Below are 12,783 nucleotides of genomic sequence, written 5' to 3' on the forward strand. Positions count from 1 at the left end.
TGCCATTAGAAGAGACTAATATGAAAGTCGTTCTCTTCAGTTGGGGATGCTCGGCCGTGGCTTTGGCGTTCGCTATCCCCATATGCGCCGATGCAGTACATTTTGGTGTTTGAAAAACATCTGTAAACGTCTTACATCGGGAAGACGTTGAAATTGGGAGTTATCGCAATGGGTTCTCTAAGCATATGGCACTGGCTGATTGTCCTGGCCATCGCGCTGTTGTTGTTCGGCCGTGGAAAGATCCCGGAGCTGATGGGTGACGTAGCCAAGGGCATCAAGAGCTTCAAAAAAGGCATGAGCGACGAGGATGAGACGCCAACTCAGACGACGTCCCGCACGGTTGAACACAAGGCCGACGAATCGAAATAATCATGTCGGGCACGCAGGGAGCTGAAATGCTCGCTGTCGGCCCAGGAGCCTTTTCATGTTCGACGTAGGCTGGTCTGAGCTGCTGGTTATCGCTGTCGTGGCGCTTGTGGTCATTGGCCCTAAGGAACTGCCGACAACGCTGCGGACAATCGGCAAGATGACGTCGCGGGCGCGAAAAGTGGCGGGCGAGTTCCGTGCACAATTCGATGAGGCCATGCGCGAGGCGGAGCTGGACGATGTGCGCCAGACGATCTCCGATGCTCAAAAGCTCAATCCGGTCAATTCATTGCGGGAAGCAATGAACCCGCTGCGGCAGATGGGCAACGAGATCAAGGCCGACCTGCAGCGTTCGACGCCTGCTGCGGCAACATCGACGCCGGGGGAGCCCGTTTCCGAGCCATCAATGGGGCTGCCGGAAATGCCTCCGATCATTCCCGCAGCCAGTGAGGCAGCGCCGGTTGCTTCGCCAGCTTCGGTGACGCCGCCGCAACCGGTCGTCGTTGCTGAACAAGCACCTGCCAAGCCGAAAACCGTTCGCAAGCCTCGGGCAAAAGCGCCGGGCAAGACCGACGAGGTCGCCGCTGCGGTGGTGGACACCTCGGTTGTCGCGGAAAAGCCGAAGCGTGCGCCCCGCAAGGTGGTCGCGGCGGCCACTGTCGATGCTCCTGCTGCCGCCGCTGTAGCTCCCAGGAAGCGCCCGACGGCGAGCAAAACAACGCCTAAGAAGAAGGACCAGGCATGACGGGTGATATCGACGATAAGCCGCAGCCGCTTATCGAACACCTCATGGAATTGCGCACGCGGCTGATCTGGTCGCTGGTGGCGTTTTTCATTGCCTTCATCGGATGTTTTGCCTTTGCCAAGCATCTCTTCAACTATCTGGTCTACCCCTATAAATGGGCTGTCGTCTGGGCGCATCTCGATGTCACCAAGGCCGAGCTGATCTATACCGCGCCGCAGGAGTTTTTCTTCACGCAGGTGAAGGTCGCCATGTTCGGTGCGCTAGTGATCTCTTTCCCGATCATCGCCGCACAGATCTATAAGTTCGTTGCGCCCGGGCTCTACAAGAATGAGCGTTCTGCCTTCCTGCCGTTCCTGATCGCATCGCCGATTCTGTTTCTGATGGGCGCAGCGCTCGTCTACTTCTTCTTCACCCCGATGGTGATGTGGTTCTTCCTGAAGATGCAGCAGGCGCCGGCCGAGGGTCAGGTGGGCATTGCGCTGTTGCCGAAGGTCTCGGAATACCTCAGCCTCATTATGACGCTGGTTTTCTCCTTCGGTCTCGTCTTCCAGCTTCCGGTCATCACCACGCTGCTGGCGCGCGTTGGCCTGCTGACCTCGCAGTGGCTGGCGCAAAAGCGCAAGTTCGCGATCGTCTTCGCCTTCATCGTTGCCGCGGTGCTGACGCCGCCGGATCCGATGTCCCAGATCGGCCTTGCACTGCCGACAATCCTTCTCTACGAGATTTCCATCTACGCGGCGCGACTCGTGGAACGCCAGCGTGCCCGGCAAGCTCTCGAGGAGAGTGGCGAAAGGTCCGATGTCGCCAAGACGGATAGTGTCTGAGCGGCAGGTCTGCATCGTCTTTTCATAGGGTTTTGCCGGTTCGATCTCCGACCGAAATCTCGGTCGGAGCTATGCTCATGTGCAACGACCTGGAACGACGATGCTTGATATCAAATGGATTCGTGAGAATGCCGAGGCTTTGGATGCAGCGCTTGCCAAGCGCGGGGCCGAGCCTTTGTCGCAAAGCCTCATTGCGCTCGACGAGAAGCGCCGCTCCGTCATTCAATCCGTCCAGGATATGCAGTCTCGCCGCAACGCCGCTTCGAAGGAAATCGGCGCGGCCATGGCGCAGAAGAACACCGAGCTTGCCGAAAAGCTGAAGGCCGAAGTCGCCGAGATCAAGACGTTGCTGCCGGCAGCGGAAGAAGAAGAGCGCGTTCTGACGGCCGAACTCAACGACGCCCTGTCGCGCATTCCCAATATTCCGCTCGATGACGTGCCGGTCGGCAAGGACGAACATGACAATGTCGTCAAGCATGCCTGGGGCGCCAAGCCGACCTGGAATCACAAGCCGAAGGAACACTTCGAGATCGGCGAAGAGCTCGGCTACATGGATTTCGAGCGCGCTGCCAAGCTCTCCGGCTCACGTTTCACTGTGCTGACCTCGCAGCTTGCGCGCCTGGAACGGGCGCTCGGCCAATTCATGCTGGATCTTCATACGGGTGAACACGGCTACACCGAAGTCAGCTCTCCACTGATGGTGCGCGACGAGGCCATGTTCGGCACCGGCCAATTGCCGAAATTCGCCGAAGACCTGTTCAAGACCACGGATGGCCGCTGGTTGATTCCGACCGCCGAAGTGACGCTGACCAATCTCGTCTCCGGCGAAATCCTCGATCAGGAGAAGCTGCCATTGCGCTTCACCGCGCTGACCCCGTCCTTCCGGTCAGAAGCGGGTTCGGCCGGCCGCGATACACGCGGCATGCTGCGTCAGCACCAGTTCTGGAAATGCGAACTCGTCTCCATCACCGATGCCGAAAGCTCGATTGCCGAACACGAGCGCATGACCGCCTGCGCCGAGGAAGTGCTGAAGCGCCTTGGCCTGCATTACCGTGTCATGACGCTCTCGACCGGCGATATGGGTTTCGGCGCCCGCAAGACCTACGACCTGGAAGTCTGGCTGCCGGGGCAGGACACCTATCGCGAGATTTCCTCCTGCTCGGTCTGCGGCGATTTCCAGGCGCGACGTATGAACGCCCGCTATCGCGGTAAGGACGACAAGGGCACGAAATTCGTGCACACGCTGAACGGTTCCGGCACCGCCGTCGGCCGCTGCCTGATCGCAGTCGTCGAGAATTATCTCAACGAGGATGGTTCGGTCACTGTTCCGGACGCACTGCTGCCATATATGGGTGGTCTGAAGAGAATCGAGCGCGCAGCCTGATTTGACGTGACATGATCTTGTCCGAAAACCGCTTCGCACTTTTCGAGGTCATGTTTTGAGCGGTGGGGGCAATGCGGATACTTCTGACCAATGACGACGGCATTCATGCCGAAGGATTGGCCGTGTTGGAGCGCATCGCCCGCACCATGTCCGATGACGTCTGGATCGTTGCGCCGGAGACGGATCAAAGCGGCCTTGCCCATTCGCTGAGCCTTTCCGAACCGTTGCGCTTGCGCAAAGTCTCCGACAAGCAATATGCTTTGCGCGGTACGCCGACGGATTGCGTCATCATGGGCATCCGTCAGGTTATGGATATCAAGCCGGACCTGGTGCTCTCGGGCGTCAATTCCGGCTCCAATGTTGCCGACGACGTCACCTATTCGGGCACTATTGCCGGCGCCATCGAAGGCACGTTGCAGGGCGTGCGCTCCTTCGCGCTAAGCCAGGCCTATGTGTACGAGAATGGGACACGCGTCGTTCCCTGGGAAGTGGTCGAGGCGTATGCGCCGGCGCTTCTCGGCAAGCTCATCGATATTGATTTGCCCGATAGTACCTTTCTCAATCTGAACTTCCCGAACTGCCGGCCGGACGAAGTTTCGGGCACCGAGGTCACTGCGCAGGGCAATCTTGCCTTCAACCTCCAGGTCGAGGAACGGGCAGACGGCCGTGGTTTCCCCTATTACTGGTTGCGCTTCGGCGAACGCAGCGGCATCTTTCGGCCGGGCACCGATATCCATGCCTTGAAACAAAATCGTATTTCGGTAACTCCTTTGAAACTCGATTTGACGGATTATTCAGCGCAAGACCGCGTGGCGCGGGCGCTCGGGTACGGAGTAGCGGATTGACAGCTCGTTTGCTCGAGAAGGAAGGCTTTGCAGCCGTTGTGCTGCGGCTGCGAGCCGAAGGCATTTTGGACATCGATCTGATGACGGCCGTCGAACAGACGCCGCGCCTTCCTTTTGTGCCGCCGCAATTTTCCGATGATGCCTATTCCAGCCGAACGATTCCGATCGAATGCGGTGCCTTCATGGAAGGCATCGATCTCGTCGTCCGCATTCTGCATAGTCTGAAGGTCAAGCCCGGCCATCGCGTTCTCGAGGTCGGCACCGGCAGCGGCTTCACTGCCGCCGTCATGGGCCGCATCGTCGAGCGGGTACTGACGGTCGATCGCTACAAGACCCTGACGACGGCAGCGCAGCAGCGCATGGATACGCTCGGCCTGCGCAACGTCATCATCCGCCAGGCTGACGGCAGCGTCGGCATGCCGGGTGAGGGTACCTTCGATCGTATCCTGGTGACCTCGGCCTTCACCACCATGCCACGCTTCTTTGCGGAGCAACTGGTTTCCGGCGGGTCGATGATTGCGCCGTTGATACTTTCAGACAATGTTTGCCGTATGGTGCGTCTCACCAAGACCGGCAGCCGCTTTGAGCGCGAGGAACTGTTCGACGTTCCCTATCAGCCGATCGTGCCGATGCTCGCCTCTTATCTTTGAGGCCTAATTTAGATTGAAATCCTTCGAAGGATCCCTGCGAATGCGGGATTCATCTTCTATGGTTAGCAATTCCTCAAAAAAACACATGCGGCACCAGTGCTTTAACCGCATGGTAAGATTAACGCGCTTTAATTGACCCACAAATCGGTTGCGTCTCAAGTGGGTCGAGTCATGGGTTTCAGTCTTTCGTCAAACTTCGGTAAATCGGCAGGGAAAGTCCTGGTGGCCATTCTCCTGGCGAGCACCGCGACAGCTTGTAGTTCGGACACGACGCGCTTCAGCGGGCTCTTTGCGGGCTCTCCTGATCAGGTGACGACCGGTTCGATCAACCGTCGCGGCTTGAATGGGCCGGACGGCGATCCCGTGCCGCGTGTCGATCTCGCTCAGGGCAGCGGCTATCAGCAGCAGGATTACTCGCAGCAGAACGCACCGGTTACGCGGCCTTATCCGAATTCTCCGGCCCGGTACAATCCATCCTATTCGAGTGCTCGCGTATCGACCGCTCCCGTTGCGATCCAGCGTACCGAGCTTGCAGCCCCGACTGCCTCCGCAGCGCCGGTGCGCACGCATGTCGCCTCCAAGGGGGAAGCCGAAGCGCTGGCGCAGCCGTTCCCCGCATCGCGTGGCAAGGCAGCAGTTTCCCGCGCTGAGCCGGCTCTGCCTCCTGATGCGATGCCGACCGGCACGATCAAGGCTGCGCCCGCCGCGGCATCTTCATCCGGCTGGACAGCGGTCAATGCGCCGAGCGTCACGCTGCGTCCGGGCGAAAACATAAACCTGCTGTCGCGCCGCTATGGCGTTCCGGAAAAGGAAATCCTGCGCGCCAATGGCCTGAAGAACAGCGCCAGCGCCCAGCCGGGTCAGCAGATCATCATCCCGACCATGAACGGCGCAGGCGCCCCGAGCCCGGCCAAAATGGCCTCGGAAGCGACCGACCTTTCTAAGGGCGGCAAGATGCCGGCGCCGGTCAAGACTCCGGAGCAGGACGCCGTCGTGCTACCTTCCAACGGCCAGATGCGCGGCAAGTCACAGGCTGGCCTCGCCGATCCCAGCAAGCTCGCTGCCGGCAACGGCAAGGGTCCGCTGCCGAAGGGCGACGGTACCTATATCGTCAAGCCGGGTGACTCGCTCGCCAGGATCGCCAAGAGCGCTGGCGTCAGCGTCGATGAGCTCAAGCAAGCAAATCACATGCAGCAGGGCGGCGGCATTCGTATCGGCCAGACGCTGAAGCTGCCGCATGGTGGCGCGATCGCCGAAGCCGCGCCGGTCAAGCCCGATCCGGTGAAAACCGCCTCGATCGAGCCGCAGAAGTCCGCTGTCAAGTCGGTTGCCGTTCCGGCTATGGAGCCGAAGCAGGCCGCTGCTGAGCCGACCGCAAAGCCGGGTGCGAAAACCGCCGCTGCGAAGACCGCAGCCGCAGAACCGGCAGCAAAGGCAGCGCCCAAGGCCATGGCCGCAGCGCCGGCATCCGATGCCGCCAAGCCGCAGGCGATTGCATCCGCAGCGCCGACCCAGTCCGTCGGCGACGCCGCCGCCAAGGCCGACGTGCAGGCTGATGCACCGGAAGCGACCGGCATCGGCAAATATCGCTGGCCGGTCCGTGGCGCGGTCATCGCCGGCTATGGCTCCAACGTCAACGGCAGCCGCAACGATGGTATCGACATCTCGGTTCCGGAAGGTACGCCGATCAAGGCCGCCGAAAACGGCGTCGTCATCTATGCCGGCAACGGCCTGAAGGAACTTGGAAACACCGTCCTCGTCCGTCACGACGACGGTACGGTCACGGTCTACGGCCATGCCGATGCGCTCAGCGTCGCCCGTGGCCAGAAGGTTCAGCGTGGCCAGACGCTCGCCACCTCCGGCATGAGCGGTGATGTCAAGCAGCCGCAGCTTCACTTCGAAGTCCGCAAGAATTCGGCCCCGGTCAACCCAATGACGTTCCTTGAATAGGTAGTGCGTCTCAAGGAGTCTGCAAAAAGCCCGGCTACCACCGGGCTTTTTGTCGTTCTGAGCCTTGGAAGGCGGAGGTCAATCCCGCTCCAGCATGATCCGCTGCCGGCCGGCGAGATCCTGGATATACTGCCACGCCACGCGCCCGGAGCGGGCGCCGCGTGTCGTTGCCCATTCCAGCGCCTCGTGGTGCATCTGGGCGCGGTCGAGGGTGAGCTTGAAGTAGTCGGCATAGCCGTCGATCATCTGTAGATAATCTTCCTGGCTGCATTTGTGGAAACCGAGCCAGAGGCCAAAGCGATCGGAGAGCGATACCTTTTCCTCGACGGCCTCCGAAGGGTTGATAGCCGTCGATTGCTCGTTTTCCATCATATGCCGAGGCAGCAGGTGACGGCGGTTCGATGTGGCGTAGAACAGCACATTGTCCGGCCGGCCTTCGACACCGCCGTCCAGCGCCGCCTTCAGCGACTTGTAGGCGGTATCATCGTGATCGAAGGAAAGGTCGTCGCAGAAGACGATGACGCGATGTGGCGCGGCTTTTAGGATATCGAGCAGCACCGGCAATGAGGAGATGTCCTCGCGATGCACTTCGACCAGCTTCAGCGAGACGCCGGTGGCGCGGCGTACATCCTCATGCACGGCCTTGACGAGCGACGACTTGCCCATTCCGCGCGCGCCCCAAAGCAACACGTTGTTGGCGGCGAAGCCTTCGGTGAAGCGCAGCGTGTTCTCGTGTAGAATATCGCGCACATGGTCGACGCCTCGGATAAGGGTCAGTGCCACGCGGTTCGGCCGGGCAACGGGCTGCAGATAGAGCCGGGCAGGTACCCAGACGAAGCAATCGGCGGCGTTCCAATCGTTGACAGCCGGCGCCGGGCCGGCGAGGCGTTCAAGCGCGTCGGCGAGACGGCGGACTTCTGCAAGGATCAGCGTGTTTTGATCTTCGGTCACCGTTTTTCCTCCAGAACGTTAGTCGGGAAAAGAGTAAAATGCTCCCTGTGCTGCCGGGTACCATGCTCCTTCTGGCCCCGAAAGGCTAAGAGGCCTGGAAAACAGTACGGTTCGCGGCTGTTTTTGTTGCATTCGCAATGATCACAACTATATTCCGGCCACCTGACGCGGGGCCTGTTCCCGCAAGGAGTTCAAGGGAGTTCTCGATGTTTATCACCAACGCATATGCGCAGAGCGCGACAGATTCAGCCGCAGGCGTCTTCGGCGGTTCCGGCTTTGAAATGATCATCCTGTTTGTGCCGCTGATGGTGGTTTGGTATTTCCTTCTTATCCGCCCGCAACGCGCGCAGCAGAAGAAGCGTGAGGAAGTCCTGAAGAATATCCGCCGCGGCGACCAGATCGTCACGAGCGGCATCGTCGGCAAGGTCACCAAGGTCGTCGACGACAAGGAACTGGAAGTCGAAATCGCCGAAGGCGTCCGCATCCGCGTTGTCCGCAGCGCTATCTCGGAAGTCCGCGTCAAGGGCGAGCCTGTCAAGGCTGACGCTGCGTAAGCTTGGCGGGTAGGCGGGCCGAAGCGGCTTGCCACGTTAGCGCGCAGTTTCGAAAATCGGATTCGACTTTCGTAGAGAACTGTGCGCAAATTCAAAGTGTTACTGCGCCTTTATGTGCCCCGGTGGTTGTGGGGCGCAGTAAGAAGCCAAAACTCGAGAGAGCGATGCTGCACGTCTCCTGGTGGAAGACCGTCCTGATCTGGTTCGCCGTTCTCTTGAGCGTTCTCCTTGCCGTGCCCAATCTGCTCGGTGATCAGCAGCTTTCTTCTTTTCCGGCATGGTTCGCGCAACGGAAAGTCGGGCTCGGACTCGATCTTCAGGGCGGCTCGCATATCATGCTGAAGATCGAGCGTGGCGATGTCGTCCGGAATCGACTGGAGACTGTGGTCGGCGATATCAGCGCCAGGCTGCGCACGGTCAATATCAGCTATTCCGGTCTGACCGGTACCGGCCAGAAGATCCAGCTCCGCATCAATGATCCCGCTCAGGTTCAGGCGGCGGTTAACGCCCTGAAGCCAATCACCAGCGGCAAGGCGGAAGCGACCTTGTCGCAAGGCGACAATGGTGCCCTTACCATCGATATCACCGATGCCGGCATCAATGAGCGTGTCTCCGCATCCATGACGCGCTCGCTCAACGTCATCCGCAATCGCATCGCTCAGTTGGGCGTCGGCGAGCCGATGATCCGCCGGCAGGGCGCGGATCGCGTCATCATTCAGGTGCCTGGCCTTGCCGATCCGCAGCGCCTGAAGAACCTTCTAAACCAGCCTGCCCAGCTCAGTTTCCGTCTGGTCGATCAATCCATGCAGGTGCAGGATGCCATCAATGGCCGACCGCCTGCCGGTTCGGAAGTGCTGTTTTCCGATGATGATCCGCCGGTCGGCTATCTCGTCCAGAAGCAGCCCCTCCTTTCGAATATCGACTTTGCCGATGCCGTTGCGGTATCCAATACCCAGAACAATGACGGCAATATCTCCGTCAAATTGACGGCGGAAGCGACCAGCCGTTTTGCGCAGGCGACGGCTGCCAATCTCGGCAAGAATGTCGTTGTCGTGCTTGACGATCAAGTCATTTCGGCGGCCGCATTGAAGACGGCAATCACCACGGGCGATATCGATATACCCGGCGATTTCACGGCGCAGGGCGCTCAGGATCTCGCCGTCATGCTGAAGTCCGGGCCTTTGCCCGCGACGCTCACCACGGTCGAAGAGCGGACCATCAAGCCCGGCCTCGGCAATGAAACGATGCGCTCTGGCATCACCGCCTGCATTGCCGCCGGTATTTTCGTTGCCGCGCTGATGATCGGCTTCTATGGCTTGCTCGGTGTTGCCGCGACGATTGCGCTTGTCATCAACATCATCATGGTTCTGGCGATCATGGGGCTTTTCGGCATCACGCTGACCCTGCCTGGAATTGCCGCCATCGTTCTCGTCATCGGCATTGCGCTTGACGCCAATGTGTTGATCTACGAGCGCGTCCGGGAAGAAGAAAAGAAGACCCATCTTCTCGTCGATGCGTTGCGCCATGGCTTCAACCGGGCGGCCGCCACCGTAGCCGACGCCAATCTCACGGTGCTCATCGTCGCCGCCATCCTCTTTTATGTCAGCAGCGGCGCGGTTCGCGGCTTTGCCGCAACGTTGATAACCGGCGTTTTCACCACCTTCTTCACCGCCTGTTTCGTCACGCGCTCCCTCGTCGACGCCTGGATTTCGCATCGCAAGCCGCGCGTGTTGCTGGCGGGTGTGCGAAGCGGCATCTTCGATGGCGCGAACATTCGCTTCATGGGTATCCGCCGCTATTCATTCACGGTGTCGGCGGCGCTGTCGGTCGCAACCCTGCTTGCCTTCGCAACGATCGGCATGCATCTCGGCATCGATTTTACCGGCGGGTCGATCATCGAAGTTCGCGCCAAGCAGGGTGTTGTCGATCCGGCCAATATTCAATCGCGCCTGCAGAACGTGGTTCCGGGCGATGTGCAGGTCGAACGGCTGGACGATCGGCTGAGTGCAGTGATCCGGGTGCATGCGCAGCAGGGCGGCGAGAATGCCGAACAATCGGCCGTAACCCTCGTGCGCGACGAACTGGGCAAGGATTACGATTTCTCCCGTGTCGAGGTCGTCGGCCCCGCCGTCTCCGGCGAAATCAGCACGAAGGCTTCGCTTGCGGTTTTAGCGGCACTGGCTGCGATCCTCGTCTATATATGGCTGCGTTTCGAATGGCAGTTTGCGGTTGGCGCGATCGTCGCCACACTGCATGACGTCATCCTGACGCTCGGCCTTTTCGTGCTGACCGGCATGGAATTCAACATGACGGGCATTGCCGCGCTTTTGACCATCGTCGGCTATTCGTTGAACGATACGGTCGTGGTCTATGACCGGATGCGTGAGAATCTGAGGCGCTATTCGCAGATGCCATTACCGATTCTCATCGACGCCTCGATCAATCAGACGCTGTCACGCACGGTTCTGACCTCGGCGACGACTTTGCTGGCGCTGCTTGCACTCTCTATGTTCGGCGGCGAGGTGATCCGCTCCTTCACCTTCGTCTTACTCTTCGGCGTCGCGGTCGGCACCTTCTCGTCGATCTATATTGCGGCCCCGGTCCTGATCGTCTTCAAGCTGCGCCCGGACAAATTCCAGGCTGGCGGTGAAAACAAGGGACAGGCAGGAAACGACGTGCAATCAGGCAAACCAGCGGTGTGACAGAGTGGCAAAAGGCATAGAAATACGGAACGCGCATTTTCCCGGCCGCGCACCGATCGACGCTTATGGCAATGGCGGCTTCCGGTTTGCCGATATGTCACATCGCGGATCGCTGCTCTGCCTGCCCTCGGGCATCTATGGCTGGGACATGACGTCGGAGGATGCACTGACGCCGGCGCATTTCCAGAAAGTGCTCGATGAAGCTGCCGAGATCGAAGTGCTGCTGGTCGGCACCGGCATGGAATTGCGGCCCTTGCCTTCAGAACTGAGGGCGGTGTTGCGCGCCAAGCAGATTTCTTCCGACTCGATGAATACGGGAGCGGCGGTGCGCACATTCAACATCATGCTGTCCGAGTCGCGCGCCGTGGCCGCGGCGCTGATCGCCGTTTGACGAGGATCAGACTGGGCATGACGACATTAGCTGCGCCCCGTAGCAACCAGGATCTTTGCCTGGCGACGCTTCGCGACACCGATCGTGATCGTTATCTCGCTTGCCTGCTGGCACCGGAGGATAAGCGTGGCGCACTCGCCGCACTCTACGCCTTCAATGCCGAGCTGGCGCGCATCCGCGATCTCGTGCACGAGCCATTGCCGGGCGAAGTGCGCATGCAATATTGGCGCGATTTGCTCGAGGGGCAGGCGCATGGGTCGAGCGCGGCCAATCCCGTGGCAGCCGAGCTGCTTGCCGCGATCGAACTGCATCGCCTGCCGCGTCAAACGTTGATCGATATGATCGATGCGCGCATCTTCGATCTCTACGACGACCCGATGGAAACGCGCGGCATATTGGAAGGCTATGCCGGCGAGACGGCGTCGGCGCTGATTCAGCTCGCGAGCCTGGTGCTGTCGCCGGAGGATGCCCGTCGCTCGGCGGAAGCCGCCGGTCATGCCGGCGTGGCACAGGCGATTGCCGGGCTGCTGTTGCTGATGCCGCTGCACCGCCGCCGCGGGCAGCTCTATCTGCCGTTGGAAATCTTGACGGCAACGGGCCTTGATCGTAATGCCTTCCTCGCTGGCGAGGACAAGGCACGCATTTCCGCCGCCATTGAGGCTTTCGCCGGCCTCGGCCGCGAACATCTGGCGAAGGTGAGAGCTGCCGGTGGTATTTCGCCGGCGGTGTTTCCGGCTTTCCTGCCGGTCGTTTTGGCGGAGCCGGTGCTGAAGCGCGCGCAGGCGCTGGGCGCCAAGGTGTTCGAGCAATCTTTCCTACAGCCGCAATGGCGCCGGCAGATGCGCATGGCGCTCGCCTCCATGACCCGGAAAATCTGAAATCGACCACGCTCGCGCAAGTCTCGGGGTCTATAGAGACCGCTGAACATCTGCCCGCATCCCAGGAGAGCCGCTATGGGCATCATCGTCTGGTGTATACTCTTTGCGATCGTCGTTTTCTTTGCCTTCTTCGCAACGCGCATGGCGTCGCAGAACAAGGAGGACGGTTTGCACGATACCGGTCTTGCCATTCTTGAATTCGGCCGCGCTTTTCCGACGGAGGCGATCCGGCAATTGCAGACCACGGCCAACGGCCAGGCGGTTTTCGTGCGTCTGCATGATGACAAGGCCGGCTTCATGCGGAGCCTGCGCAATCATTTTGCCGTTCATCTGATCGAGCCGGGCAGGGCGCGTGCCAAGGATTCGGGGACTGGCCGCGGCTTGACCGTCGATTTCCTAGACGCTCCACACCATAACGGCACATTCGAATTCGCCACGCCCGCGGACGCCGCCGAGGTCTCGCTCTGGCTGCTCGGCAATTATGTTGCGAGCGATGATCCCAAGTCCTCGGCAACCAAGCCGGCTGCAAAGGCCTGAGAAAGG

At 60.2% G+C, this 12,783-nt stretch carries 13 protein-coding genes; 12 read left to right on the plus strand and 1 reads right to left on the minus strand.

Annotation, left to right across the window (positions count from 1 at the left end; genetic code table 11):
- Positions 1 to 168 precede the first annotated feature (168 nt).
- The 7 genes from GGD50_RS04755 (at position 169) to GGD50_RS04785 (ending at position 6,764) form a co-directional block, all read left to right on the plus strand.
- Complete coding sequence (locus GGD50_RS04755; RefSeq protein WP_107107883.1) at positions 169 to 369, plus strand: twin-arginine translocase TatA/TatE family subunit; 201 nt, start codon at positions 169 to 171, stop codon at positions 367 to 369.
- A gap of 55 nt (positions 370 to 424) precedes the next feature.
- Complete coding sequence (gene tatB, locus GGD50_RS04760; RefSeq protein WP_107107884.1) at positions 425 to 1,111, plus strand: Sec-independent protein translocase protein TatB; 687 nt, start codon at positions 425 to 427, stop codon at positions 1,109 to 1,111.
- The gene (gene tatC / locus GGD50_RS04765; protein ID WP_107107885.1) at positions 1,108 to 1,935 is read left to right on the plus strand and encodes a twin-arginine translocase subunit TatC; all 828 of its coding nucleotides are present in this window, start codon (positions 1,108 to 1,110) and stop codon (positions 1,933 to 1,935) included. The genes tatB and tatC overlap by 4 nt, the downstream gene beginning before the upstream one ends.
- 100 nt (positions 1,936 to 2,035) lie before the next feature.
- A complete protein-coding gene (serS, locus tag GGD50_RS04770) occupies positions 2,036 to 3,319 on the plus strand; it encodes a serine--tRNA ligase (protein WP_107107886.1) in 1,284 nt (427 codons plus the stop codon).
- A 71-nt stretch (positions 3,320 to 3,390) separates the two neighbouring features.
- Positions 3,391 to 4,164, plus strand: a complete 774-nt coding sequence (surE, locus tag GGD50_RS04775) for a 5'/3'-nucleotidase SurE (protein ID WP_107107887.1) — start codon at positions 3,391 to 3,393, stop codon at positions 4,162 to 4,164.
- Positions 4,161 to 4,814, plus strand: coding sequence for a protein-L-isoaspartate(D-aspartate) O-methyltransferase (locus GGD50_RS04780; protein WP_107107888.1), 654 nt, complete (start codon positions 4,161 to 4,163; stop codon positions 4,812 to 4,814). The genes surE and GGD50_RS04780 overlap by 4 nt, the downstream gene beginning before the upstream one ends.
- A 171-nt stretch (positions 4,815 to 4,985) precedes the next feature.
- Complete coding sequence (locus GGD50_RS04785; protein WP_107107889.1) at positions 4,986 to 6,764, plus strand: LysM peptidoglycan-binding domain-containing M23 family metallopeptidase; 1,779 nt, start codon at positions 4,986 to 4,988, stop codon at positions 6,762 to 6,764.
- A 78-nt stretch (positions 6,765 to 6,842) separates the two neighbouring features.
- Here GGD50_RS04785 and GGD50_RS04790 read toward each other — a convergent pair whose 3' ends face one another.
- Positions 6,843 to 7,715, minus strand: a complete 873-nt coding sequence (locus GGD50_RS04790) for an ATP-binding protein (RefSeq protein ID WP_107107890.1) — start codon at positions 7,713 to 7,715, stop codon at positions 6,843 to 6,845.
- A gap of 206 nt (positions 7,716 to 7,921) precedes the next feature.
- Here GGD50_RS04790 and yajC point away from each other — a divergent pair, with 206 nt between their 5' ends.
- The 5 genes from yajC (at position 7,922) to GGD50_RS04815 (ending at position 12,777) form a co-directional block, all read left to right on the plus strand.
- Positions 7,922 to 8,269 carry a preprotein translocase subunit YajC gene (yajC, locus tag GGD50_RS04795; protein WP_107107891.1) on the plus strand — a complete coding sequence of 116 codons (348 nt, stop codon included), beginning with the start codon at positions 7,922 to 7,924 and terminating at the stop codon, positions 8,267 to 8,269.
- Between the two features lie 164 nt (positions 8,270 to 8,433).
- Positions 8,434 to 10,971, plus strand: a complete 2,538-nt coding sequence (gene secDF / locus GGD50_RS04800) for a protein translocase subunit SecDF (protein ID WP_107107892.1) — start codon at positions 8,434 to 8,436, stop codon at positions 10,969 to 10,971.
- 4 nt (positions 10,972 to 10,975) lie between these two features.
- Complete coding sequence (locus GGD50_RS04805) at positions 10,976 to 11,362, plus strand: Mth938-like domain-containing protein (protein WP_107107893.1); 387 nt, start codon at positions 10,976 to 10,978, stop codon at positions 11,360 to 11,362.
- Between the two features lie 17 nt (positions 11,363 to 11,379).
- On the plus strand, positions 11,380 to 12,240 hold the full coding sequence (locus GGD50_RS04810) for a phytoene/squalene synthase family protein (RefSeq protein ID WP_107107894.1): 861 nt from the start codon (positions 11,380 to 11,382) through the stop codon (positions 12,238 to 12,240).
- 75 nt (positions 12,241 to 12,315) lie between these two features.
- Positions 12,316 to 12,777 (plus strand): hypothetical protein, encoded by a 462-nt coding sequence (locus GGD50_RS04815; protein ID WP_107107895.1) that lies wholly within the window; start codon positions 12,316 to 12,318, stop codon positions 12,775 to 12,777.
- Positions 12,778 to 12,783 lie beyond the last annotated feature (6 nt).

Source organism: Martinezella paranaensis (assembly GCF_014200235.1).
Taxonomy (GTDB): Bacteria; Pseudomonadota; Alphaproteobacteria; order Rhizobiales; family Rhizobiaceae; genus Rhizobium; species Rhizobium paranaense.

Bases quoted from the DNA above. Each gene is read 5' to 3' on its own strand.
- GGD50_RS04755 (WP_107107883.1), top strand. From the start codon at position 169: ATGGGTTCTCTAAGCATATGGCACTGGCTGATTGTCCTGGCCATCGCG.
- tatB (WP_107107884.1), top strand. From the start codon at position 425: ATGTTCGACGTAGGCTGGTCTGAGCTGCTGGTTATCGCTGTCGTGGCG.
- tatC (WP_107107885.1), top strand. From the start codon at position 1,108: ATGACGGGTGATATCGACGATAAGCCGCAGCCGCTTATCGAACACCTC.
- serS (WP_107107886.1), top strand. From the start codon at position 2,036: ATGCTTGATATCAAATGGATTCGTGAGAATGCCGAGGCTTTGGATGCA.
- surE (WP_107107887.1), top strand. From the start codon at position 3,391: ATGCGGATACTTCTGACCAATGACGACGGCATTCATGCCGAAGGATTG.
- GGD50_RS04785 (WP_107107889.1), top strand. From the start codon at position 4,986: ATGGGTTTCAGTCTTTCGTCAAACTTCGGTAAATCGGCAGGGAAAGTC.
- yajC (WP_107107891.1), top strand. From the start codon at position 7,922: ATGTTTATCACCAACGCATATGCGCAGAGCGCGACAGATTCAGCCGCA.
- secDF (WP_107107892.1), top strand. From the start codon at position 8,434: ATGCTGCACGTCTCCTGGTGGAAGACCGTCCTGATCTGGTTCGCCGTT.
- GGD50_RS04810 (WP_107107894.1), top strand. From the start codon at position 11,380: ATGACGACATTAGCTGCGCCCCGTAGCAACCAGGATCTTTGCCTGGCG.
- GGD50_RS04815 (WP_107107895.1), top strand. From the start codon at position 12,316: ATGGGCATCATCGTCTGGTGTATACTCTTTGCGATCGTCGTTTTCTTT.